General features: G+C 69.0%; 16 protein-coding genes and 1 pseudogene. 11 read left to right on the top strand and 6 right to left on the bottom strand.

The window, feature by feature from the left end:
- The first annotated feature begins 193 nt into the window (after positions 1-193).
- Positions 194-1,345 carry a S1 family peptidase gene (locus ACFV9D_RS29825; protein ID WP_385152909.1) on the top strand — a complete coding sequence of 384 codons (1,152 nt, stop codon included), beginning with the start codon at positions 194-196 and terminating at the stop codon, positions 1,343-1,345.
- Positions 1,346-1,453: 108 nt separating this feature from the next.
- On the opposite strand, the gene ACFV9D_RS29820 is transcribed toward ACFV9D_RS29825, so the two are convergent.
- From ACFV9D_RS29820 to ACFV9D_RS29810, 3 genes are all read right to left on the bottom strand, one after another.
- Positions 1,454-2,983: a helix-turn-helix domain-containing protein gene (locus ACFV9D_RS29820; protein WP_385152906.1), complete on the bottom strand. Its 1,530-nt coding sequence runs from the start codon at positions 2,981-2,983 to the stop codon at positions 1,454-1,456.
- A 50-nt stretch (positions 2,984-3,033) separates the two neighbouring features.
- Positions 3,034-3,390: a VOC family protein gene (locus tag ACFV9D_RS29815; protein WP_385152903.1), complete on the bottom strand. Its 357-nt coding sequence runs from the start codon at positions 3,388-3,390 to the stop codon at positions 3,034-3,036.
- Positions 3,391-3,479: 89 nt separating this feature from the next.
- On the bottom strand, positions 3,480-4,460 hold the full coding sequence (locus tag ACFV9D_RS29810; protein ID WP_385152900.1) for a cupin domain-containing protein: 981 nt from the start codon (positions 4,458-4,460) through the stop codon (positions 3,480-3,482).
- An 82-nt stretch (positions 4,461-4,542) separates the two neighbouring features.
- On the opposite strand from ACFV9D_RS29810, the gene ACFV9D_RS29805 reads away from it, so the two are divergent.
- Together ACFV9D_RS29805 and acnA are read left to right on the top strand one after the other, a co-directional pair.
- Entirely contained in the window at positions 4,543-5,418 is an 876-nt protein-coding gene (locus ACFV9D_RS29805; protein WP_385152897.1) for an NAD(P)H-binding protein, read from the top strand.
- Between the two features lie 243 nt (positions 5,419-5,661).
- A complete protein-coding gene (gene acnA, locus ACFV9D_RS29800) occupies positions 5,662-8,379 on the top strand; it encodes an aconitate hydratase AcnA (protein ID WP_385152894.1) in 2,718 nt (905 codons plus the stop codon).
- Between the two features lie 81 nt (positions 8,380-8,460).
- On the opposite strand, the gene ACFV9D_RS29795 is transcribed toward acnA, so the two are convergent.
- Complete coding sequence (locus ACFV9D_RS29795) at positions 8,461-12,285, bottom strand: GH92 family glycosyl hydrolase (RefSeq protein WP_385152891.1); 3,825 nt, start codon at positions 12,283-12,285, stop codon at positions 8,461-8,463.
- A 381-nt stretch (positions 12,286-12,666) separates the two neighbouring features.
- Between ACFV9D_RS29795 and ngcE the strand changes: the two genes are divergently transcribed.
- The 3 genes from ngcE to ACFV9D_RS29780 all read left to right on the top strand — a co-directional run bounded on the left by ngcE (position 12,667) and on the right by ACFV9D_RS29780 (position 16,154).
- A complete protein-coding gene (ngcE, locus tag ACFV9D_RS29790) occupies positions 12,667-14,115 on the top strand; it encodes an N-acetylglucosamine/diacetylchitobiose ABC transporter substrate-binding protein (protein WP_385152888.1) in 1,449 nt (482 codons plus the stop codon).
- A 115-nt stretch (positions 14,116-14,230) separates the two neighbouring features.
- Positions 14,231-15,160, top strand: a complete 930-nt coding sequence (locus ACFV9D_RS29785; protein ID WP_385152885.1) for a carbohydrate ABC transporter permease — start codon at positions 14,231-14,233, stop codon at positions 15,158-15,160.
- Between the two features lie 124 nt (positions 15,161-15,284).
- Positions 15,285-16,154, top strand: coding sequence for a carbohydrate ABC transporter permease (locus ACFV9D_RS29780; protein ID WP_385152915.1), 870 nt, complete (start codon positions 15,285-15,287; stop codon positions 16,152-16,154).
- A 73-nt stretch (positions 16,155-16,227) separates the two neighbouring features.
- Here the strand turns inward: ACFV9D_RS29780 and ACFV9D_RS29775 are convergent, their stop codons facing one another.
- Entirely contained in the window at positions 16,228-16,494 is a 267-nt protein-coding gene (locus tag ACFV9D_RS29775; protein WP_385152882.1) for a hypothetical protein, read from the bottom strand.
- Positions 16,495-16,653: 159 nt separating this feature from the next.
- On the opposite strand from ACFV9D_RS29775, the pseudogene ACFV9D_RS29770 reads away from it, so the two are divergent.
- Positions 16,654-18,228 (top strand): annotated as a pseudogene (locus ACFV9D_RS29770) (IS200/IS605 family accessory protein TnpB-related protein).
- Here the strand turns inward: ACFV9D_RS29770 and ACFV9D_RS29765 are convergent.
- Entirely contained in the window at positions 18,225-18,539 is a 315-nt protein-coding gene (locus tag ACFV9D_RS29765; RefSeq protein WP_385152879.1) for a cation-transporting P-type ATPase, read from the bottom strand. The pseudogene ACFV9D_RS29770 and the gene ACFV9D_RS29765 overlap by 4 nt on opposite strands.
- A 716-nt stretch (positions 18,540-19,255) precedes the next feature.
- Between ACFV9D_RS29765 and ACFV9D_RS29760 the strand changes: the two genes are divergently transcribed.
- The 4 genes from ACFV9D_RS29760 (at position 19,256) to ACFV9D_RS29745 (ending at position 24,067) form a co-directional block, all read left to right on the top strand.
- A complete protein-coding gene (locus ACFV9D_RS29760; protein WP_385152876.1) occupies positions 19,256-20,479 on the top strand; it encodes an ROK family protein in 1,224 nt (407 codons plus the stop codon).
- Positions 20,480-20,601: 122 nt separating this feature from the next.
- Entirely contained in the window at positions 20,602-21,702 is a 1,101-nt protein-coding gene (locus ACFV9D_RS29755) for a sugar ABC transporter substrate-binding protein (RefSeq protein ID WP_385152873.1), read from the top strand.
- A gap of 194 nt (positions 21,703-21,896) precedes the next feature.
- Positions 21,897-22,703: an ATP-binding cassette domain-containing protein gene (locus tag ACFV9D_RS29750; protein ID WP_362359365.1), complete on the top strand. Its 807-nt coding sequence runs from the start codon at positions 21,897-21,899 to the stop codon at positions 22,701-22,703.
- Positions 22,700-24,067 (top strand): sugar ABC transporter permease, encoded by a 1,368-nt coding sequence (locus ACFV9D_RS29745; RefSeq protein ID WP_385152870.1) that lies wholly within the window; start codon positions 22,700-22,702, stop codon positions 24,065-24,067. The genes ACFV9D_RS29750 and ACFV9D_RS29745 overlap by 4 nt, the downstream gene beginning before the upstream one ends.
- Positions 24,068-24,102: the final 35 nt, after the last annotated feature.

Genomic DNA, 24,102 nt, shown 5'->3' with positions numbered 1-24,102 from the left:
GCCGTCCCCCCTCGGGGGGACGGCTCGGCGACGACCGAGTGGGCCGTCGGCCGGATCAACCCGTAGCGGACCCCTGTGCAGCGGTCGCTCCGACCTCTACGCTCTGAGAGCGCTCTCAGTACGTTGCTCGGCAGGCACCACACGCACCTGATGTTCCCCCTCCACCACAGGAACAGCAGAAGGGTTCACGACCGTGAGACGCACCAGCAGAACAGGATTACGCACCGCTCTCTCCGCCCTCCTCCTGCTCGCCACCTGGGGCGGCGCCGCACTCGCCCCGTCGACCGCCACCGCGGCGACCGACCCCGACCCACAGGCCTCGTCCGGCCTCATCGCCGCCATGCAGCGGGACCTGGGCCTGACGGAGCGGCAGGCACGCACACGACTCGCCCAGGAGAAGGCGGCGTTCGGCCTCCAGCCCAGGGCGGAGCGCGCCGCCGGCGCCGCCTTCGCCGGGACCTGGTTCGACGCGGAAAGCGGCCGGCTGACCGTCGCCGTGACCAGCCCCGAGAAGGCCGACGCCGTCCGCGCGACCGGCGCCGCCACCCGGGTCGTCACCCACTCCGCCGCCCGGCTCGACGCGGTCAAGCAGCGCATCGACCGCCTGAAGGCCCCGGCCGCAGTGGGGAGTTGGCACGTCGACGTCAAGGCCAACGAGGTCGTCGTCCAGGTCGCGGCCGACCGGCTCGACGCCGCCGACGTCACGGCGTTCCTCGCCCGCGCCCGCGCCGCCGGCCCCGTACGGGTCGACACCGTCGACGCGTCCCCGACCACCTTCGCCGCCGGGACCGTCGGCGGAGACCCGTACTACACGCACCAGTACCGCTGCTCCATCGGCTTCTCGGTGCACGGCGGCTTCGTCACCGCCGGCCACTGCGGCACACCCGGCACCTTCGTGCGTGGCTGGGACGGATCCGACATGGGCACGTTCCAGGGCTCGTCGTTCCCCGGGGACGACATGGCCTGGGTGAGCACCGGCCACGGCTGGTGGACGGTACCGGTCGTGCTGGGCTGGGGGCAGACCTCGGACCGCCTGGTCCGCGGCTCCTGGGAGGCCCCGGTCGGCACCTCCGTCTGCCGCTCGGGTTCCACGACGCACTGGCACTGCGGGACGGTGCTCGGCAAGAACGAGACCGTCAACTACAGCCAGGGCGCGGTGCACCAGATGACCAGGACGGACGTCTGCGCCGAAGGAGGCGACTCGGGCGGCTCCTTCATCACCGGCGACCAGGCCCAGGGCGTGACCTCGGGCGGCTGGGGCAACTGCTCCTCGGGCGGCAACACCTGGTTCCAGCCGGTCAACGAGATCCTGGGCCGCTACGGCCTGACCCTGCACACGGCCTGACCCGCACAGGGCCTGACCCGCACAGGGCCGATCCGCACACGGCCTGACCCGTCAGGCTCCCGTACGACGAAAAGCCGCGCCCGCGCACGCCGCGGGCGCGGCCGACTCTCAGATGTCGCGGAAGATCTCGATCTGCGCGCCCACCGAGTTCAGGCGCTCCGCGAGGTCCTCGTACCCCCGGTTGATGACGTACACGTTCCGCAGGACCGACGTGCCCTCCGCCGCCATCATCGCCAGGAGGACGACCACGGCCGGGCGCAGGGCCGGCGGGCACATCATTTCGGCGGCGCGCCAGCGGGTCGGGCCCTCGACCAGGACGCGGTGGGGGTCGAGGAGTTGGAGGCGGCCGCCGAGGCGGTTGAGGTCGGTGAGGTAGATCGCCCGGTTGTCGTAGACCCAGTCGTGGATCAGGGTCTTGCCCTGGGCCGTCGCCGCGATGGCCGCGAAGAACGGCACGTTGTCGATGTTGAGGCCGGGGAACGGCATCGGGTGGATCTTGTCGATCGGCGCCTCCAGCTTGGAGGGCCGGACCGTCAGGTCGACCAGGCGCGTACGGCCGTTGTCCGCCGCGTACTCCGGCGAGCGGTCGTGGTCGAGGCCCATCTCTTCCAGGACCGCGAGCTCGATCTCCATGAACTCGATCGGGACCCGGCGGATCGTCAGCTCCGACTCGGTGACCACGGCCGCGGCCAGCAGGCTCATCGCCTCGACCGGGTCCTCGGAGGGGGAGTAGTCCACGTCCACGTCGATCTGCGGCACGCCGTGCACCGTCAGCGTGGTGGTGCCGACGCCTTCGACCCGTACGCCCAGGGCCTCCAGGAAGAAGCACAGGTCCTGGACCATGTAGTTGGAGGAGGCGTTGCGGATGACGGTCACGCCGTCGTGGCGGGCCGCGGCCAGCAGCGCGTTCTCGGTCACGGTGTCGCCGCGCTCGGTCAGCACGATCGGGCGGTCGGGGACGACGGACGGTTCGACCACCGCGTGGTAGAGGCCCTCGGTGGCGGTGATGTCCAGGCCGAAGCGGCGCAGCGCGATCATGTGCGGCTCGATCGTGCGCGTACCGAGGTCGCAGCCGCCGGCGTACGGGAGCTTGAAGCGGTCGAGGCGGTGCAGCAGCGGGCCGAGGAACATGATGATCGAGCGCGTCCGGATCGCCGCCTCGGCGTCGATCGAGTCCACGTCCAGCTCGGCCGGCGGCACGATCTCCAGGTCGACGCCGTCGTTGATCCAGCGGGTGCGCACCCCGATGGAGTTGAGCACCTCGAGCAGGCGGAAGACCTCCTCGATCCGGGCGACCCGGCGCAGGACCGTGCGGCCCTTGTTGAGGAGCGTGGCGCAGAGCAGCGCGACACAGGCGTTCTTGCTCGTCTTGACGTCGATGGCCCCGGAGAGCCGACGGCGGCCGACGACCCGCAGATGCATGGGGCCGGCGTAACCGAGAGACACGATTTCGCTGTCGAGTGCTTCGCCGATGCGTGCGATCATCTCAAGGCTGATGTTCTGGTTGCCGCGTTCGATCCGGTTGACGGCGCTCTGACTGGTGGCCAGGGCCTCCGCGAGCTGCGTCTGGGTCCAGCCGCGGTGCTGGCGCGCGTCACGGATGAGCTTGCCGATGCGTACGAGGTAGTCGTCTGCCATGGCGTCACGTTATCTCAGATATGAGATGGTGCTCGCGAGGGGGTGGGCCGTCAGGGTGACGGACTGTGCGCCGTGGGGTGACGCGGTTCATAGAGCGGCAGTTCGGCCCCGCTCGGCATCCGTACGGCGGCCAGCAGTCCCCAGCCCTGATCGCTGATGGGCCGTGAGATCTCGGCCCCGCGATCCTCCAGGGTGGTCAGCGTGCGGGTGATGTCCTCGCACATCAGGTAGAACTCGTGCTTCGGCTCGCCCGCGGTGGGGTGCACGGCGAGCTCCGCCGGTGGCAGCGCGAAGATGAGCCAGCCGTCGCCCGCGTCGACGTGGTCGAAGCCCACGATGTCCTTCATGAAGGCCCGGTCGGCGTCCGCGTCCGGGGTGTAGAGAATCACATGCGCGCCGCTGAACATGGTTCGATCCTCGGTCCGGTGTGCGGCCGCGGCCATTCGTCCGCGGCCGTACGGGGGCCTCGACTGCCAAGTCTTGCCCCATATAGGCGCTATGGGGCCTTTGGTGTCATGTGGCCCTGTCCGTCCGCTCTGGCCGCCGCGCGATGCTGACTCGGGCGCGTTCCGTACACCCGGTGGAACGCCACGCTCAGCCCGAACGCGCTGCTGTAGCCGACCTGTCGGGCGATCGACTCCACCGTCGCCTCGGTACGCGTCAGCAGGTCGGCGGCGAGGGCGAGGCGCCAGCCGGTCAGATACGTCATGGGCGGCTCGCCGACCAGGTCGCTGAAGCGGCGGGCGAACGTCGCCCGCGACACGCCGGTCTCCTCGGCGAGCGCGGTCACGGTCCACGGGCGGGCGGGACGGTCGTGGATCAGTCGCAACGCCCGGCCCGCGACGGGGTCGCCGAGCGCCCGGTACCAACCGGGCGGATCGGCCTCCGGGCGTGCGAACCACTCCCGTAGCGTCGACAGCAGCAGCAGATCGAGAAGCCGGTCCAGGACGGCCTGCTGTCCGGGGTCGTCCCGGCCGACCTCCGCGGCGGTGAGGTCCAGGATCGGGCCGGGCTGCCCGTCCTGGCGCACCACGAGCACCCGGGGGAGCGCGCTCAGCAGACGCTCGGAGACGCGGCCGCCGACCTGGTAGCTGCCGGTGAGCAGCACGGTCGGGCCGTCCAGGCTGTTCCCGCAGGTGCGCAGGCCCAGCACGATGTCCTCGCTGATCTCCTCGCCGTCGGCCGTGGTGCAGCGGTAGGGGCCTTCCAGCACGTACAGCGGCGGCGTCTCCGCCTCGGCGGTGTCGGCGACGGAGAAGGGCTCCGATCCGACGACGATGGCCACATCGCCGGGGCCGAGCGCGACCGGCGCTTCCGTGCCGCCCGGCACGACCCAGCCCGAGCCGCGCAGCAACGTGACCAGGTTGAGCGGCCTGCGGTCGGCGAAGCGGACCGACCACGGCGGCGCCAGGATGTTCCGGCTGAACAGGGCTCCGTCGGATCGCACCTCGTACAGCAGGCTCCCCAATGCATCCATGGGAACGAGATTAGACGCTGAGACATCGAAATGAGCGGACAGGCCATTCCGCGCCTCACCGGCTCACGGTTTGACTGTTCCCATGACGATCAAGACGACGAATACGACGACGAATACGGCGACGAACACGCCCAAGCCGATCCTGGTCCTCGGCAGCACCGGCAAGACCGGGAGCCGCGTCGCCCCCCGGCTCCGGCAGCGCGGTCACGAGGTCCGTGCCGTCTCCCGCAAGGGGCCGATCCGCTTCGACTGGAACGATGAGAGCACCTGGGAGCCGGTCCTCGCCGGCGCCGGCGCCGCCTACCTGGTCGACTCGCAGCAGGCCGACGCCGGGACGTCGATGCGCGCCTTCGCGAAGCTCGCCGCCTCCCTGGGCGTCGAGCGCCTGGTGCTCCTGTCCCACAGCGACTGGGTGGCGCCGGAAGGGGAGGAGAAGCTTCCCTGTGAGCGGGCGGTGCGGGAGTCCGGCGCGCGGTGGACGATCCTGAAGCCCGCCTGGTTCTCGCAGAACTTCAGCGAGGACCCCTTCTTCCTCCGCCAGATCCTCGACGGCGATGTCGTGAGCTCGACAGGCGAGGGCGTCGAGCCATGGCTCGACGTCGAGGACATCGCCGATGTCGCCGTGGCGGCCCTGACCGAGGACGGCCATGACGAGCAGTCGTACGCGCTGTCCGGGCCGCGGCTGCTGAGCATGGCCGACGCGGTCGACGAGATCGCCCGCGCCACGGGCCGCGACATCGCCCACCGCGCCGTCTCGCCGGCCGACTTCGCGGCCTACGGCGCGCGGCAGGGGGTGTCGGAGGAGCACGTGGAGCTGCTGAACATGCTCTACGGCTGGATCCGGGAGGGTCGTTTCGCCCGGCTCGGCGACGGTGTCCGGCGCGCGCTCGGCCGGGAACCCCGCGACTTCACCGACTATGTGCGGACAACCGCCGCGACGGGAGTGTGGCAGGGCTGACCGGACGGTCATCAGGATGATGCCCGTCACAGCCATGCCGGGCATGACCGAGCCGCGGTGATGCACTAGAGTTATCTCGACATCGAGATAACTGCTTACGGCGCACCGCGGCCGCCCACCCGGTAAGGGTTACCTAACTAAGTCTTACCTTAGCGGATCGGCGGGGAGTCGGGCGGCACCACGCGGCGGCAGCCGCATATTGTCGCTGCGCGGTAATCGCGCACATTGATGAAGGAGACTGTCGTGTCGGCGAACAGCTTCGACGCCCGCAGCACGCTGCGCGTGGGCGACGAGTCGTACGAGATCTTCAAGCTGGACAAGGTCGAGGGCTCCGCGCGCCTTCCCTACAGCCTGAAGGTCCTTCTGGAGAACCTCCTCCGTACCGAGGACGGCGCGAACATCACCGCCGACCACATCCGCGCCCTGGGCAACTGGGACTCGCAGGCTCAGCCGAGCCAGGAGATCCAGTTCACGCCGGCCCGCGTGATCATGCAGGACTTCACCGGTGTGCCCTGCGTCGTCGACCTCGCCACCATGCGCGAGGCCGTCAAGGAGCTCGGCGGCGACCCGGCGAAGATCAACCCGCTGGCCCCGGCCGAGCTGGTCATCGACCACTCCGTCATCGCCGACAAGTTCGGTACGAAGGACGCCTTCGGCCAGAACGTCGAGCTGGAGTACGGCCGCAACAAGGAGCGCTACCAGTTCCTGCGCTGGGGCCAGACCGCCTTCGACGAGTTCAAGGTCGTCCCGCCCGGCACCGGCATCGTCCACCAGGTGAACATCGAGCACCTGGCCCGTACGGTCATGGTCCGGGGTGGCCAGGCGTACCCCGACACCCTCGTCGGCACCGACTCCCACACCACCATGGTCAACGGCCTCGGTGTGCTCGGCTGGGGCGTCGGCGGCATCGAGGCCGAGGCCGCGATGCTCGGCCAGCCGGTCTCCATGCTCATCCCGCGCGTCGTCGGCTTCAAGCTGACCGGTGAGCTCCCGGCCGGCACCACCGCCACCGACCTCGTCCTCACGATCACCGAGATGCTGCGCAAGCACGGCGTCGTCGGCAAGTTCGTCGAGTTCTACGGTGAGGGCGTGGCCGCCACCTCCCTCGCCAACCGCGCCACCATCGGCAACATGTCGCCGGAGTTCGGCTCCACCGCCGCGATCTTCCCGATCGACGACGAGACCCTGAAGTACCTCAAGCTCACCGGCCGCTCCGAGCAGCAGGTCGCGCTCGTCGAGGCGTACGCCAAGGAGCAGGGCCTCTGGCTGGACCCGTCCGCCGAGCCCGACTTCTCCGAGAAGCTGGAGCTCGACCTCTCCACGGTCGTCCCCTCCATCGCCGGCCCGAAGCGTCCGCAGGACCGCATCGTCCTGGCCAACGCCGCCCAGCAGTTCGCCCAGGACGTCCGCAACTACGTGGACGAGGTGGACGAGGCGGGCAAGGAGTCCTTCCCGGCCTCCGACGCCCCGGCGAACCACCCCAACGGCGGCCCGTCGAAGCCGGTCACCGTCACGGCCCCCGACGGCTCGACGTACGAGATCGACCACGGCGCCGTCACCGTCGCCGCGATCACCTCCTGCACCAACACCTCGAACCCGTACGTGATGGTCGCCGCCGCGCTCGTCGCGAAGAAGGCCGTGGAGAAGGGCCTGACCCGCAAGCCGTGGGTCAAGACCACCCTCGCCCCGGGCTCGAAGGTCGTCACCGACTACTTCGACAAGGCGGGCCTGACCCCGTACCTCGACAAGGTCGGCTTCAACCTCGTCGGCTACGGCTGCACCACCTGCATCGGCAACTCCGGCCCGCTGCCGGAGGAGGTCTCCAAGGCCGTCAACGAGCACGACCTCGCGGTCACCTCGGTCCTCTCCGGCAACCGGAACTTCGAGGGCCGTATCAACCCCGACGTCAAGATGAACTACCTGGCCTCCCCGCCGCTGGTCGTCGCGTACGCCCTCGCGGGCTCCATGAAGGTGGACATCACCAAGGACGCGCTCGGCATCGACACCGAGGGCAACCCGGTCTTCCTCAAGGACATCTGGCCGTCCGAGGCCGAGGTGAACGACGTCGTCGCCAACGCCATCGGCGAGGACATGTTCAACAAGTCCTACCAGGACGTCTTCGCGGGTGACGCCCAGTGGCAGGCGCTGCCGATCCCCACCGGCAACACCTTCGAGTGGGACACCGAGTCCACCTACGTCCGCAAGCCCCCTTACTTCGAGGGCATGACGATGGAGACCACCCCGGTCACCGACATCGTCGGCGCGCGCGTCCTTGCCAAGCTGGGCGACTCGGTCACCACCGACCACATCTCCCCGGCCGGTGCGATCAAGGCCGACACCCCGGCCGGCAAGTACCTCACCGAGCACGGTGTGGAGCGTCGTGACTTCAACTCCTACGGCTCGCGCCGAGGCAACCACGAGGTCATGATCCGCGGCACGTTCGCCAACATCCGCCTGCGCAACCAGATCGCGCCGGGCACCGAGGGCGGCTACACCCGCGACTTCACCCAGGACGGCGGTCCGGTGTCGTTCATCTACGACGCCTCCCGCAACTACATCGAGCAGGGCACCCCGCTCGCGATCCTGGCGGGCAAGGAGTACGGCTCCGGCTCGTCCCGCGACTGGGCCGCCAAGGGCACCGCGCTGCTCGGCGTCAAGGCCGTCATCGCCGAGTCGTACGAGCGCATCCACCGCTCGAACCTCATCGGCATGGGCGTCCTGCCCCTGCAGTTCCCGGAGGGCGCCTCGGCCGCGTCCCTCGGCCTGACCGGCGAGGAGACCTTCTCCTTCACCGGCGTGACCGAGCTGAACAACGGCGTCACGCCGCGCACGGTCAAGGTCAGCACCGACACCGGTGTCGAGTTCGACGCGGTCGTCCGCATCGACACCCCCGGTGAGGCGGACTACTACCGCAACGGCGGCATCATGCAGTACGTGCTGCGGAACCTCATTCGTGGCTAAGCACAGTCGCGGCTAGCAGCCGAACGGAAGGGCCCGCACCCCGGACGGGGTGCGGGCCCTTCCGCATGCGCGGCCGCCTTGTCAGCGGAGCAGTTCGACCTCGGCGAGCGTGCCGCCCGTCGTACCGGCGGCGACCAGGCGGTACTTCGCGTACGCACCCGGTGCGGCCACCGTGAACACCCGGGTCTGCCGGTCCCAGGCGAACGCCTCACCCGACCGCCGGTCCACATCGGTCCACGTGGTGCCGTCCGCCGAACCCTGGAGCACCCAGCCGGCCGGGGCCGCGCCCTTCGTGTCCGACGTGAGCGTGTACTGCACCGCCCGCGTCTTCGCTGCGACCGGCAGCTCGAGCGACGTGAACGCGGCCGACGTGGCCGAGGTGTCGTCGAAGAGCGGGCCGGTCCCGGTGATCGCGTCCGTGCGCGGCGACGGCGCCCCGCCCTCCGGGGTGATGGAGACCGGGCCGGCCTTCGCGCCCGTGCCCCACGCCGAGGGCCTCGGGCCCATCTCGAACTTCAGCGTGCCGCCCTTGGCCAGCAGGTCGTGCGGGAGCGCGGTGGAGTTCCAGTGGACGCCGTTGACCTTCACGCCCTGCACGTACAGGTTCTTCGCGCTGTTGCGGGGCGCCTCGACGACGAGCGTGCGGCCGTTGTCCAGGTGGAGCGTCGCCTTGGTGAAGAGCGGCGAGCCGATCGCGTACTCCCCGCTGCCCATCACCAGCGGATAGAAGCCGAGCGCGGAGAAGAGGTACCAGGCGGACTGCTCGCCGTTGTCCTCGTCGCCGTGGTAGCCCTGACCGATCTCGCTGCCGGTGTACAGCCGGGAGAGCACCTCCCGGACCTTCTCCTGCGTCTTCCAGGGCTGCCCGGCCGCGTTGTACATGTACGGGACGTGGTGGGCGACCTGGTTGGAGTGCCCGTACATGCCCATCCGGACGTCCCGGGCCTCGGTCATCTCGTGGATGACGCTGCCGTAGGAGCCGACGAACTCCGGGCTCGCGGTCTCCGGGGTGGAGAAGTAGGTGTCCAGCTTCTCGCCCAGCTTCGACCGGCCGCCGTACAGCCGAGCCAGTCCCCGCGAGTCCTGCGGGGCCGTGAAGGCATAGCCCCAGCCGTTGGTCTCGGTGTAGTCGTAGCCCCAGATCCTCGGGTCGTACTGCGCCGAGGGCACCCGCCAGTCGCCCTTCAGGTCACGGCCCTGGAAGAAGCCGGCCTTCGCGTCGAAGAGGGAGACGTAACTCTGTGCTCGGGAGAGGAAGTACGCGGCCTCCTCCTGGTACCGCTTCTTGCCGGTCTTCTTGTGCAGCGCCTGCGCCATCTTCGCGATGCCGTAGTCGTTGAGGTAGCCCTCCAGGGACCAGGACAGGCCCTCGTGCGTCTCGGTCGACGCGTAGCCGAGGAAGGGGGAGGTCTCCATGCCCTTGCGGCCCACGCCCCGGCTCGGCGGCACGACCGTCGCGTTCTTGAGCGCCGCCTCGTACGCCGCCTCGGCGTCGAAGTCCACGCCCTTGACGTACGCGTCGGCGAACGCGACGTCCGAGGAGGTCCCGGTCATGAGGTCGGCGTAGCCGGGGGAGGACCAGCGGGAGATCCAGCCGCCGTCCTTGTACTGCTGCACGAAGCCGTCGACCAGCTCACCGGCCTTGTTCGGGGTGAGGAAGGAGTAGGCGGGCCAGGTCGTGCGGTAGGTGTCCCAGAAGCCGTTGTTGACGTACACCTTCCCGTCGACGATCTTCGCGCCGGTGTGGGTGGGGCTGTCCGGACCGGTCATGGGGGAGAACGGGCTGGCGTACCGGTTCTTCCCGCCGACCTTCTCGAAACCGGAGTTGGGGTAGAGGTAGAGCCGGTAGAGGCTGGAGTAGAGCGTGACCAGCTGGTCGTGGTTCGCGCCCTCGACCTCCACCCGGCCCAGGGTCTCGTCCCAGGCGTCCTGCGCCCGCTCCCGCACCGTCTCGAAGCGGGTGCCGGCCGGGATCTCGTCGGCGAGGTTGGCCTTCGCCTGGTCGACGGAGATCAGTGAGGTGGCAAGACGCAGCGTCACCGTGCGGTCGGTGCCCGCGTCGAAGCGGAGGTGGCCCTTGACCCCCTGCGCGGCGGAGCCGGTGACCGGCGCGTCGAAGACGCCGTACACGAACATCCGGGTGGCGCCGGTCGAAAGTCCGCTCTTGACGTCGGAGAAGCCGGTGAAGGAGCTCGTCGCCGGATCGAGGGTCAGCCCGCCCTCCTCGGTGACGTTGTCGAAGATCACGCTCGCGTCCTCACCCGGATAGGTGAAGCGCATCATCGCCGCGTGGTCCGTCGGGGTGATCTCGGCCTTCAGGCCGTTCTCGAAGGTGACGCCGTACAGATGCGGCCGCGCCGTCTCCTTCTCGTGGCGGAAGGCGAGCGCCCGCTCGACCCGGCCGGTCGCCGGGGTGCCCGCGGCGGCCGACGGCATCACCTGGAAGGTCTGCCGGTCGCCCATCCAGGGACTCGGCTCATGGCTCGCGGCGAAGGCCTGCACGGTGGGCAGGTTGTCCGCGTTGTTGCCGCGCGCGTACTCGTACAGCCAGCTCTTGGAGGCCGAGTTCGTGACCGGCGTCCAGAAGTTGAAGCCGTGCGGGACGGCGGTCGCGGGGAAGGTGTTGCCACGGGAGAACGAACCGCTGGAGTTCGTGCCGCGGGTCGTGGAGGCGTAGTCGGAGAGCCGGTCGAGACGCTTCTCCGGGGCCTTGGACTTCAGGGCGATGTCGTCGATCCAGCCCTGGAACTTCGCCGGGCCCTTGGGGGAGTCGTACGCCACCAGGATCCGGTCCACGGTCTTCCCGGCGGCGACCGCGCCGATCCGGGAGGACACCTGGTTCCACTGGTTGACGTAGAGCCGCTTGGCGGCGCCCTGTCCCTGCGGGGTCAGGAGCCCGCCGTGGGAGTCGGTGGCCCGCAGATCACTCAGATAGGTGCCGTCCGTGAAGGCCAGGTCCACCGACACGTTCGTGGCGGGGTAGGCGAGGTCCGTCTCGGGCAGGGACGGGAAGACGCGGTACGACAGTTCGGTGTCCCCGGCGATCCGGGTGTCCACGTCGAAGATCTTGTTGTACGAGTACGCCCGGCCGTCGGCCTTGTGCGTACCGGCGTAGCGCAGCGCCCGCTTGCCGGTGAATCCGGCGTTGGCCTTGGCGGTCGGGGAGCCGCCCGGGCCGCGGTCGACATGGCTGCGCATCTCCTCGGGGACGGGGGCCGAGGTGTCCCCGTTCGAGAACTGAACGTCGGCCAGCTGGGTGAGACCCGCGCCGCCGTTCTTGGTGATCTCCAGGCGGTAGTGGGCGTACGGCGTGTCGTTCGCGAAGTCGAACGTCCTGGTCTCGAAGCGCTTGGCGAAGGTCTGGTCCTTCCGGGTGTCGAGGACCTTCCACTCCTTGCCGTCCGCCGAGCCCTGGAGCGTCCAGTCGCGGGGGTCGCGCTCGGCGGCGTCGTTCGCCGAAGTCAGCGCGTAGGTCACCACCTTGACCGGCGCGTCGAGGTCGAACTCGATCCAGGCGGTCGGCTCGAAGACCAGCCACTTCGTGCCGGGCTGGAGGTCGACCAGGTTCTCCTTGGTCTCGCCCGCGCTCGCGTGCTCGCCGCTCGCGCGCAGCTCCGTCACCTTGTCGGTGACATTGCCCGGTATTCCGGCGGCGTAGGCGCCGTCGACCCCTGATGTCCGCTTGGTGCCGTCCGCGCCGACCTCCACCGTGTTGCGCCAGGTGGGCTGGGTTTCGTCGCTTTCGAAGGAGGTGGTGAACTCCTGTGAGGGGGTGTCCCTTTGGCCGGGAAGTGCCTGTGCCACCGAGGGCAACGAGCCCAGTACCAAGGCCGACGAAGCCGCCAGGGCGGCGGCTGTGAGGCGGGGGTTCCGGGACCGTGATCTGGTGCGAGTTCTGGGCTCCATGCCGTGTCGCCACTCCTGCCACTGGATTTAGACAACGTTGTCATGTCAATGACGCGAATCCAGTAGGGGGCCAAGTTCCTGACGGTGTCAAGGGTGTTGACGACAAGTCGAGGGATGAAACGGTACAGATACAGCGGGGCTATCCCCGAGGTCTCAACTCGGGAAAGACTGCCGCGCAAACCTGGTTTCGATCTTGCTCAGTGGAAGGGAAGTGGACTATACCTGTCGGCGTCCGACCCGTCGTACCACTGACCTGGCGGCACGACGCCTGTACGACCCAAGCTGCATTCGAATGCGGTGGCGGGGCCCTTCGCCTGTGGCGAGCAGATAACGGGCGACCGGTACACCGCCTGAGTCCTGAATGAAGGCGAGGACTTGAGCATGGGATCCACCTCCGCGCACAACCACGAAGGCCTCGGCCGCCGCGATCTGATCAAGCGCTCCGCCGCTCTCGGTCTGATCTCGGTGCCGACGATGAGCTTCCTGTCCGCCTGTGCCAGCAGCGGCGACAGCTCCGGCGGCGACAAGGTCGAGAAGGGCACCAAGTCCGAGAAGAACCCGCTCGGCGTGAACGAGTCGGCCCCGCTCGACTTCGTCCTCTTCGACGGCGGCTTCGGCCAGCAGTACGCCAAGGACGCGGTGAAGGTCTACGAGACCACCTACCCCAAGGCCAAGGTCAAGTTCACCGCCACCCAGAAGATCACCACCGAGCTGCAGCCGCGGTTCAACGGCGGCAACCCGCCGGACCTCATCGACAACTCGGGCGCCGAGCAGATGGACATGGGTGTCCTGGTCGGCCAGAAGCAGCTGACCGACCTCACCGCGCTGCTCGACGCCGCCTCGATCGACGACCCGAGCAAGAAGGTCCGCGACACCCTTCGCCCGGGCATCGTGGAGATGGGCCAGTTCGACGGCGCCCCGGTCTGGATCCTCTACTACGCGTACACCGTCTACGGCGTCTGGTACTCCCAGAAGCTGCTGGACTCGCTCGACGCGAAGTACCCCGAGACCTGGGACGAGATGCTGGCCGTCTGCGAGAAGGCCAAGAAGAAGGGCATCGCGGGCTGGACGTACGCCGGCAAGCACCCGTACTACGTCCCCTTCTCGCTGTACCCGATGATCGGCAAGGTCGGTGGCCGCGAGGTCCTGGACGCGATCGACAACCTGGAGCCGAAGGCCTGGGAGCACCCCGCCGTCAAGACCTGTTTCGAGGCGTACTACGAGCTCCAGCGCAAGGGCTACATCCTCCAGGGCACCCCGGGTCTCGACCACATCCAGTCGCAGACCGCCTGGACCGAGGGCAAGGCGCTCTTCATCCCGAACGGTTCGTGGGTGGAGAACGAGGCCGCGAAGACCATGCCCGCGGACTTCAACCTCGCCGTCTCGGCCCCGACCGGCATCGACTCCTCCGACAAGATGCCGTTCGGCACCATCTGGGCCTCCGGCGGCGAGCCCTTCGTCGTCCCGGCCAAGGCGAAGAACGCCGAGGGCGGCATGGAGCAGCTGCGCATCATGCTCAGCGAGGCCTCCTCGAAGAACTTCACCAAGTCCGTGAAGTCGCTGACCGCGTTCAACGGCGGCACCGACGGGATCGAGCTGACCCCGGGTCTGAAGTCCGGTGTCGCCGCCCTCGACAAGGCCGGCCAGAACGTCGTCAACCCGCGTCTGCAGGACTGGTACGTGGCGCTGCAGAAGGAGAAGATCGGTGTCGCCGGCATCGGCGAGATGATGGCCGGCCGGGCGACCCCGGCCGAGACGATCAAGAAGATCCAGAAGTTCGCCGACGAGGCGGCCAAGGACACCTCCATCAAGCACTACAAGCACCAGTGAGCTGTGCCGGGGCCCCTTCCCGCCGACCGGGAGCGGGCCCCGGCTCCTTGCGTACGGCACTCACGCCACGCACGGCACCAGCGGCACCTCCGCGGGAAGATCGGGGTCGGTAGGAATGCAACACGGCAAGTACCGTTTCATCGTGGGGTTCCTGGCGGTCCCCCTGGCCATGTACGCGTTGTTCGTCATCTGGCCCTTCATCCAGTCCATCTACTACTCGTTCACGGACTGGAGCGGACTCAGCCCCGAGTTCCGGATGGTCGGGTTCGACAACTACAGCCGCATGCTCGACGACGACGTGTTCTGGAAATCGCTCCAGCACAGCCTCACCTTCGCGGTCGTGCTGCCGCTGGTGACCGTCGGCCTGGCGCTGTTCTTCGCGTTCATGCTCAATGTCGGTGGTCGGCGCCGCCGGGGAGCGGCGGTCGCCGGTGTGCGGGGCTCCTCCTTCTACAAGATCGTGTACTTCTTCCCGCAGGTGCTGTCGATCGCGATCGTGGCGCTCCTCTTCCAGTTCGCGTACAACCCGAACAGCGGTGCCATCAACTCCGTACTCAAGGGAGTCGGTCTGGGCAGCGTCCAGCCCGACTGGCTGGGCGACCCGAACCTGGCCCTCATCTGTGTGATGGTCGTCCTCGTCTGGTCCACGGTCGGCTTCTTCGTGGTCCTCTTCTCGGCGGGCATGGCCTCGATCCCCAAGGACTTCTACGAGGCGGCGCTGCTCGACGGCGCGAACCGCTTCACCACCTTCTTCAAGATCACGCTGCCGCTGCTCTGGGACACGGTGCAGTCGGGCTGGATCTACATGGGCATCCTGGCGCTGGGCGCCGAGTCCTTCGCCGTCGTCCAGATCATGACGGTGGGTCCCAACGGTGGCGGGCCGGACTACTCCACCATCGTGATGCCGCTGTACGTGTACCAGAAGGCCTTCCGCGACGGTCAGGCCGCCTACGCGACGACGATCGGTGTCGCGCTGCTCGTCGTCACGCTGCTCTTCGCGGCGGTCGTGATGCGGTTCGGCCGGCGCGAGCGGCTGGAGTACTGATGCAGAAAAGCAGCCTGGTCGCGGTGGCCGGCACGACAGCACGAGGTGACCTCCGGTGAAAGCCATTGACAGCCCTCCCGCCGGCGCGGCGCTGCCCGAGCCGCCCGAGCCCGGCCGCACGGAGGTGCGGAAGACCGAGTCCCCCGCGCCCCGTAAGGACCGCAAGGGCGAGGGCGCGACCCTCAACGTCTTCTCCCACGGCATCCTGATCATCTGGGCGATCATGGTGGTGATGCCGCTGCTGTGGGCGGTCATGACCTCGTTCAAGACCGACCGGGCGATCTTCACCTCGCCCTGGGCGCTGCCCGACAAGCTGCACTTCGAGAACTGGTCGCGCGCCTGGACCGAGGCGCACATGAGCGACTACTTCCTGAACACCATCCTGGTGGTGGGTGGTTCGCTGATCGGCACGCTGCTCTTCGGCTCGATGGCGGCCTATGTGCTCGCCCGCTTCGAGTTCCCGGGCAACCGCTTCATCTACTTCCTCTTCATCGGCGGGATGAGCTTCCCGATCATCCTGGCGCTCGTGCCGCTGTTCTACGTGCTGCAGAACATGGCCCTGCTCAACACGCTGCACGGCCTGATCCTGGTCTACATCGCGTACTCGCTGCCGTTCACGGTCTTCTTCCTCACCGCCTTCTTCCGCACCCTGCCGACCTCGGTGGCGGAAGCGGCCTTCATGGACGGCGCCTCGCACACCCGGACCTTCTTCCAGGTGATGCTGCCGATGGCCAAGCCCGGCCTGATCAGCGTGGGCATCTTCAACTTCCTGGGCCAGTGGAACCAGTACCTCCTGCCCACCGTGCTCAACACCGAGCAGGACAAGAAGGTGCTCTCCCAGGGCCTGGTCCAGCTCGCCGTCAGCCAGGGCTACAAGGGCGACTGGTCCGGCCTGTTCGCGGGCCTGGTCATGGCGATGCTCCCGGTCCTCGCCGCGTACATCGTCTTCCAGCGCCAGGTGGTCGCCGGACTGACGGCCGGTGCGGTGAAGTAGCGGCTTTGTGGACACGCGCGAGGGCGGCCCCTGTGCCAGGGGCCGCCCTCGCCGCGTACCGGGCCGCGTTCCGCTACCTCCGGGTCCACGCCCTGCGGGGCGGCTCCGCCGGCTGGTCCTCGTCCTCGCCGGTGGCGACGACGACTCCCGTGGCCGTCCCGGATGTCACCGGTCTCCCATCAGACAGAGCTTGCCGTCCTCGACCGGGTCGGCCGTTCCCGCTGTGCCGCTCTCCGTCGGGGAGGGACGCCCCCGACAGCGCGGCCGGGCAGACGATCAGGTCCTTGGCGGTGACGAGCCGCAGGTAGGTCAGGATCAGGTCGCCGGCCGTCGGCCTCACCAGGTCGCGGGGAAGAAACGGGTGACCCTTCCGGGCGTGGTTCGTTGACCAGTCCGGTACGAAGGGGCTACCGGCCTTTGAGCGGGGGGTGGGGTGCGGTCGGTTTCGGGTCTGCGGGTGCCTGCTGCGCCGTTCGTCGTTCCAGGGCCGTCGGGTGTCATGGTGCGTGATCGGCTCAAGGGCATCACCGCCGAGGACGAGAAGGTTCTGCGGCTATCGGGTGCGCACATGGGTTCCCTGGCTTCGAAGGATCTCGTGGCGCGCTGCGCAGATGGCCTGGAGCACTCTGCTGAGTCTTGGGCGCTACGCAAGCGTGCGCTGACGCCCCACTCATCGTCGCGGTGGGCCGGGTCGGTGACGAAGGCTTCGCACGACCAGTGGGCGCTGGCCCGGCGCTGCCAGGCCATGCACATCCAGGGGCTTGAGGCAGGGATCAAAACGCTCCGGCACCGGCTGTCCCTGCCGATCGGCGCGAAGGGCAGTAAGCGGGCGCCGGGTGGTTACCGTTCGCGGCGGGAGTGGCATGCGAAGTCCCGCCGTCTGGCCTCCATGAAGGCCAGACACACGGCCGCCATGACCGACTGGCGGACGGGTCGAGTGCGGGTTGTCAGGGGCGGACGGCGGCTGCTGAACACCCGCCGCCACCTTACAGACGCTCAGCTCACGGAGACGCAGTGGCGGGAGCGGTGGGAGGGGGAGCGCTGGTTCCTATCGGCCGACGGGGAGTCCGGGAAGCGGTACGGCAACGAGACCATCCGGGTCAGCCCCGACGGCGAGGTGTCGATTAAGCTGCCGACGCCCCTGGCGGGGGTGGCGAACGCCCCGCACGGCCGATATGTCCTGGCCGCGCGGGTGCGGTTCGCGCACCGGGGCTGTGAGTGGGCTGACCGTATCGAGGCCAACCGGGCTGTTGCCCAACGTATCCATTACGACACCCGGCGTGGGCGCTGGTATCTGACCGCCTCCTGGCAGATCCCACCCGCACCCGTGGTCCCGCTGGAGGCGGCCCTCGCGCACGGGGTGATCGGGGTCGACACCAATGCCGACCACCTCGCCGCCTGGCGCCTCGACACCCACGGCAACCCCATTGGCAACCCGCGCCGTTTCTCGTACGACCTTTCCGGCAGCGCCGTCCATCGCGACGCGCAGATCCGCCACGCCCTCACCCAGCTGCTGAATTGGGCGAAGACCTGCGGAGTAGCCGCCATCGCGGTGGAGGACCTGGACTTCACGGCGGAAAAGACCCGCGAGAAGCACGGCCGTAAGCGACGCTTCCGGCAGCTGATCTCCGGCATGCCCACCGGCAAGCTCCGGGGCCGCCTCACCTCCATGGCAGACCAGACCGGCATCAGCATCGTCGCCGTCGACCCGGCCTACACCAGCCGCTGGGGTGCGCAGCACTGGCTGAAGCCCCTTACCAGCAAGACACGTAGGACCACTCGCCACGAAACGGCTGCCGTGGCGATCGGCAGGCGCGCCCAAGGGCACCCGATCCGGCGACGGACGGCACCGCCCCACGACGACCGGAGTGATCGTCGTGGGCATCGGACCGCCCAGGCCGCATCAGGCACCCTCGGGCGTGAGGAACCCCGCCCCCGCGTTCCCGGACCGCGCACACGATGCGTGCCGCCCGGACGCGGAGCGAAAGCGGGCGACCAGCGTGCCCAACACCGTTCGGGGCACGCGGCTGGGCATGAGTCCTGGCGACAGGACTCATTGCCGCTCAGTCTCTAGGAACGGTTGGCGTACGCCTTCGCGAGTTGTGCGTACCAGCGCGGGGCGCGCTCCTGGGCCACCACGTTGGCGCCGTGGCGCTCCAGTCGGGCGGCGGCCTCGACGCGGGTGAGGCCGTCGCGGGTGGCGTCGAGGTCCCCCAGGACCTGGGCGCCGGGACGGGCGCCGACCTCGATGAGCCGGTCTGCGGCGAGCCGGGTGCGGGCCTCGAGCTCGGCCGCCTTGCGCTCGCGACGGGTGCGGGTGCGGGTGCGGGTGCCCCGGCCCGGCGGAGCGAGCTTCTCGGGGGTGCGCGGGGTGAGCATGGTCATGGCGAATCCTCCCTCCGGTGGACACGGCGGAGCCGGGCCGTCACACGGAGTGGTCAGGGATGTGCGTGAAAGAACCGCAGGCCGGTGCGGGCGCGGAGGTGCCCTACTGAGGTGCGGGCACAGAGGCGCCGTGCAGGGATGCGGGCACGCAGAGGTGCCCTACCGGGTGCGGTGAAAAGGGGAACGCCGAAACAGCGAAGCGGTCGACGGCAGACGGAAGGGTCAGCCGACCGGAACGTGGCGGCGAGGACTTCCTTCGGGACTCATCCCGAACACCTCCTCGCATCGCGCCGACAGAAACGATCGCCGCACCGGGTCGAAGACGGACAAGCCGGTGTCACGGCGACGTCTCGAAGCTAACACGGATCCGGCCCGCTCCCGCCCGGGCCGAAAGTCCCGCCGAGGCCCGGGCCGTACGTCCCGTGCCGACGACCCGGACCGGCTCTGACCTGCGCTTTCGCGCGCGGATTAGGCTGGTGTGCGCCGGCGGCGGGGGAGGGGCGGGCACGCCGTTCTTTGCCCTCCTTTGGGGACGGCGGCGGCGGTTCCGCCCCCAGGCTCATTCGAGCCCGGCCGCGCTCAGGTCTTGACGGGGGACAACCCGAAAGGCTCAGCTTAGAGTTCACAAGTTGGAGAAGAAGCTGGGGTCTCACAGGCGCGGCCCCAGCCGGGGACGGTGCACGCACCGCCCATCGCAGGCGGGAGTGGATGAGTCGATGGAGACTCCGGGGTCGCAGACATCTCTGCACAGGGCCAATCTCGAACGGGTCGTCCGTGCGGTACGCATGGCCGGCTCGCTCACCCAGGCGGAGATCGCCCGGGCGACCGGGCTGTCCGCCGCCACGGTCTCCAACATCGTGCGGGAGCTGAAGGACGGCGGGACCGTCGAGGTCACCCCCACCTCCGCGGGCGGGCGCCGGGCCCGCAGCGTCTCGCTCTCCGGTGACGCGGGCATCGTCATCGGCGTCGACTTCGGCCACACCCACCTGCGGGTCGCCGTCGGCAACCTCGCCCACCAGGTCCTCGCCGAGGAGTCCGAGCCGCTCGACGTCGACGCCTCCTCCGCCGAGGGCTTCGACCGGGCGGAACGGCTGGTCACGCGGCTGATCCAGGCCACCGGCATCGGCCGGGACAAGGTCGTCGGCGTCGGTCTCGGCGTACCGGGACCGATCGACGTCTCCTCCGGCACCCTCGGCTCCACCTCGATCCTGCCGGGCTGGAGCGGGATCAACCCGGCCGACGAACTCTCCGGCCGACTCGGCGTGCCCGTGTACGTCGACAACGACGCCAATCTCGGCGCGCTCGGCGAGCTCGTCTGGGGCAGCGGCCGCGGGGTCAAGGACCTGGCCTACATCAAGGTCGCCAGCGGCGTGGGCGCCGGCCTCGTCATCGACGGGCGGGTCTACCGCGGCCCCGGAGGCACCGCGGGGGAGATCGGGCACATCACGATCGACGAGTCCGGCCCCGTCTGTCGCTGCGGCAACCGCGGCTGCCTGGAGACCTTCACCGCCGCCCGCTACGTCCTGCCGCTGCTCCAGCCCGGCCACGGCGCCGATCTGACCATGGAGCGCGTCGTCCAGCTGGCGCGGGAGGGCGACCCCGGCTGCCGGCGCGTGATCGCCGACGTCGGCCGCCACATCGGCAGCGGTGTCGCCAACCTCTGCAACCTGCTCAACCCCAGCCGGGTGGTGCTCGGCGGCGACCTCGCCGAGGCCGGTGAGCTGGTGCTCGCCCCGATCCGCGACTCCGTCTCGCGCTACGCCATCCCCAGCGCCGCCCGTCAACTCTCGCTGGCGCCGGGGGCGCTGGGCGGCCGGGCCGAAGTGCTGGGCGCGCTGGCCCTCGCGCTGAGCGAAATGGGCGATTCGACCCTGCTTGAGGGTGCCCTTCCGGGTACCGCGCCCGCGGCCGCTTCCTCCCCGACTCCTGCCTTCACTTAGATAACGGATGGCACCGTTGTCATCTCGTTAAGGATTTACTCCTTGACGTCGGGGTTGCGGCCGAGTTGACTTCCAGCCACCTCGGCCGCAAAGTCGCGGCCTCGTCAGGGAGGCAACCCCACATGAACGCAGTGACGCGTCGCATCGTCATAGGCACGGCCGCGGTTTCCATGGCCCTCTCCGTAGCCGCCTGTGGCAAGGCGGGCGACAGCGACTCGGGTAACGGGAGCGGCGGCGACGGCAAGACCATCGGTCTGCTGCTGCCGGAGAACAAGACCACGCGTTACGAGACCTTCGACCGCCCGATCATCGAGGCGAAGATCAAGGCTCTCTGCTCGGACTGCGAGGTCAAGTACAACAACGCCGCGCAGGACACCGAGACGCAGAAGAAGCAGTTCGACGCGCTGGTCACGCAGGGCGTGAAGGTCATCATCCTGGACTCGGTCGACTACAAGGCCACCAAGTCCTGGGTCCAGCAGGCCGAGAAGAAGGGCGTCAAGGTCGTCGCGTACGACCGCCTGGCCGAGGGCCCGATCTCCGCCTACGTGAGCTACGACAACGAGAAGATCGGCCGCCTGCAGGGCGAGGGCCTGGTGAAGGCGCTCGGCGACAAGGCCAAGGACGCCAACGTTGTCATGATCAACGGCTCGCCGACCGACCCGAACGCCCCGCTGTTCAAGAAGGGCGCCCACAGCGTCCTCGACACCGGCGTCAAGAAGGTCGTCTACGAGCAGGACATCCCGGACTGGTCCCCGGACGAGGCCAACAAGAAGATGGGTGCCGCCATCGACTCCCTGGGCAAGGACGGCTTCCAGGGCGTCTACTCCGCCAACGACGGCATGGCCGGCGGCATCATCACCGCCCTCTCCAAGCAGGGCATCAAGGTCCCGGTCGGCGGCCAGGACGCCGAACTCGCCGGTCTGCAGCGGATCCTGAAGGGCGACCAGTCCTTCACGATCTACAAGCAGATCAAGCCGGAGGCCGAGACCACCGCCGAGATCGCCGTCCGTCTGCTCAAGGGCGAGAAGATCGACGACCTGGTTCCCACCAAGGTCACCAGCCTGACCGGTGAGTTCAAGGACATCCCGGCGAAGCTGTACGACGCGCAGGTCGTCACCAAGGACGACATCGCCGGCACGATCATCAAGGACGGCGTCTACAAGGCCGCCGACATCTGCACCGCCGAGTACAAGGCGGCCTGCGAGGCGGCGGGCATCAAGTAACACCCCGCTGCCGGTACGGCCCTTCGGACCCACTGACCTCCTCCGAAGCGGCCCCCGGTCCGGTCCGGCGTACCCCGCCCCGTTCAACGCCCCGCAAGCGGGGGCGGGGCGCCGGACTCCTCTCACAGCCCCCGTGTCACAGCCCCCTCTGTGCTCTTCGCACCACCATCCCCGCCGGTCAGGCGGCGAAGGAGATGATTCACGTGTCCGCTACGCCCGTGCTGGCGTTGCGCGGAGTCTCCAAGCGGTTCGGCGCCGTCCAGGTGCTCACCGACGTAGAACTGGAGATCCACGCCGGTGAGGTCGTCGCCCTGGTCGGCGACAACGGCGCCGGCAAGTCGACCCTCGTCAAGACGATCTCGGGTGTCCACCCGATCGACGAAGGCGTGATCGAGTGGGACGGCAGCCCCGTCCAGATCACCAAGCCCCACGACGCCCAGAACCTCGGAGTCGCCACCGTCTACCAGGACCTGGCGCTCTGCGACAACCTCGACGTCGTCGCCAACCTCTTCCTCGGCAGCGAGCTGCGCTCCGCGTCCGTCCTCGACGAGATCGCGATGGAGAAGCGCGCCAAGGAGCTCCTGGACACGCTGTCCATCCGGATCCCGTCGGTCCGCATCCCGGTCGCGGCGCTCTCCGGCGGTCAGCGGCAGGTCGTGGCCATCGCCCGCGCCCTGATCGGCGACCCCAAGATCGTCATCCTGGACGAGCCCACCGCCGCCCTCGGCGTCGAGCAGACCGCACAGGTGCTCGACCTGGTGGAGCGGCTGCGCGAGCGCGGTCACGGCGTCATCCTCATCAGCCACAACATGGCCGACGTCCGCGCCGTCGCGGACAAGGTCGCGGTCCTCCGCCTGGGCCGCAACAACGGTGTCTTCGACGTCAAGGACACCAGCCACGAGACGATCATCGCCGCCATCACCGGTGCCACGGACAACGCCGTGACCCGTCGGCAGGCCCGTACGGCCTCGGCCACGGCCACGAAGGAGGACGCGAAGTGAGCGACCTCGCCAAGACCCCCGAGACGCCCGAGAGCACGGGGACCGCCACGCCCGAGACCGCGACGCCCGAGACCGCGACGCCCGAGACCGCCGTGCCCGCCCAGGCCGCTCCCGTCGAGGCCTCCGCCGCCCCGATCCCCGCCGTCGACCCGCGCCTGCTGGTCCGCGAGGAGGGCCTCAAGGGCTACTGGACCGAGTTCTCCCGCAAGATCCGCGGCGGCGAGCTCGGCTCCCTGCCCGTCGTCCTGGGCCTGATCGTCATCGCGATCGTCTTCCAGGTCCAGAACGGCAACTTCCTCTCCGCGAGCTCCGTCGCCAACATCGCGGTCTACTCCTCCGGCCTCGGCATCATGGCCGTCGGCATCGTCTTCGTCCTCATCCTGGGCGAGATCGACCTGTCGATGGGTTCGGTCGCGGGCGTCGGCGCCGCCGTCTGGGCGGTGCTCAACGTCACCAACGGCATGAACGACCTGCTGTCCGTCGTCATCGCCGTTGCCTCCGGCCTCCTCATCGGCCTGCTGCACGGCTTCTTCTTCGCCAAGATCGGCGTCCCGGCCTTCGTGGTCACCCTCGCCGGCTTCCTCGGCTGGAGCGGCCTCCAGATCTGGCTGATGGGCAAGGAGGGCTCGATCAACGCCCCCTCCGGCTCGATCGTGGAGAACCTCACGGCGTACTACTTCGAGGACAAGGCCGCCGCGTACGGCCTGGCCCTCGTCGCGGTCCTCGCTTACGCGGGCTCCCTGCTGCTCGACGCCAAGCGCCGCAAGGCCGCCGCCCTGCCGTCCCGGCCGGTCAGTGAGATCGTGCTGCGCACCGCCGTCGTCGCCGTCCTCTGCTTCGTCGTCGCCTACGTCCTGAACGAGCCCGAGGGCGCGCGCGGTCTGCCGCTCGCCCTGGTCCTCTTCCTGGCCGTCCTGGTGATCGCCGACTTCGTCGCCCGCCGCACCCTGTTCGGCCGCAAGGTCTTCGCGGTCGGCGGCAACGCCGAGGCCGCCCGCCGGGCCGGCATCAACGTCGACCGGATCCGGATCGTCGTCTTCGGCGTCTCGGGCATGCTCGCCGCCTTCGGTGGACTCTTCGTGGCCAGCCTCTCGGGCGGCGCCACCAAGAGCCTCGGCAGTGGCAACACCCTGATGCTCGTCATCGCGGCGGCCGTGATCGGCGGCACGAGCCTCTTCGGCGGCCGCGGCAAGGTCTGGTCGGCACTCCTGGGAATGATCGTGATCCAGTCGATCCAGCAGGGCCTGAACATGATCGGCATGGCCAACGAGATCCAGTACATGATCACCGGCGCGGTGCTCCTCGCCGCCGTCGTGATCGACTCGGTCTCCCGCAGGACGCAGAAGACCGCGGGCCGCGCGTAGCCTTTGTTACGTACTCCACAGTGCTCGGCGCCGGA

The organism is Streptomyces sp. NPDC059875 (assembly GCF_042731085.1).
GTDB lineage: Bacteria > Actinomycetota > Actinomycetes > Streptomycetales > Streptomycetaceae > Streptomyces.
The sequence above is the reverse complement of the archived record's forward strand: the minus strand, read 5'-3'. Positions and strand labels throughout refer to the sequence as shown.

Excerpts from the sequence above, each read along its gene's own strand:
- ACFV9D_RS29820 (WP_385152906.1), bottom strand. The coding sequence starts at position 2,983 with ATGGCAGACGACTACCTCGTACGCATCGGCAAGCTCATCCGTGACGCG.
- ACFV9D_RS29815 (WP_385152903.1), bottom strand. The coding sequence starts at position 3,390 with ATGTTCAGCGGCGCGCATGTGATTCTCTACACCCCGGACGCGGACGCC.
- ACFV9D_RS29810 (WP_385152900.1), bottom strand. The coding sequence starts at position 4,460 with ATGGATGCATTGGGGAGCCTGCTGTACGAGGTGCGATCCGACGGAGCC.
- ACFV9D_RS29805 (WP_385152897.1), top strand. The coding sequence starts at position 4,543 with ATGACGATCAAGACGACGAATACGACGACGAATACGGCGACGAACACG.
- ACFV9D_RS29795 (WP_385152891.1), bottom strand. The coding sequence starts at position 12,285 with ATGGAGCCCAGAACTCGCACCAGATCACGGTCCCGGAACCCCCGCCTC.
- ngcE (WP_385152888.1), top strand. The coding sequence starts at position 12,667 with ATGGGATCCACCTCCGCGCACAACCACGAAGGCCTCGGCCGCCGCGAT.
- ACFV9D_RS29785 (WP_385152885.1), top strand. The coding sequence starts at position 14,231 with ATGCAACACGGCAAGTACCGTTTCATCGTGGGGTTCCTGGCGGTCCCC.
- ACFV9D_RS29765 (WP_385152879.1), bottom strand. The coding sequence starts at position 18,539 with ATGACCATGCTCACCCCGCGCACCCCCGAGAAGCTCGCTCCGCCGGGC.
- ACFV9D_RS29760 (WP_385152876.1), top strand. The coding sequence starts at position 19,256 with ATGGAGACTCCGGGGTCGCAGACATCTCTGCACAGGGCCAATCTCGAA.
- ACFV9D_RS29755 (WP_385152873.1), top strand. The coding sequence starts at position 20,602 with ATGAACGCAGTGACGCGTCGCATCGTCATAGGCACGGCCGCGGTTTCC.
- ACFV9D_RS29750 (WP_362359365.1), top strand. The coding sequence starts at position 21,897 with ATGATTCACGTGTCCGCTACGCCCGTGCTGGCGTTGCGCGGAGTCTCC.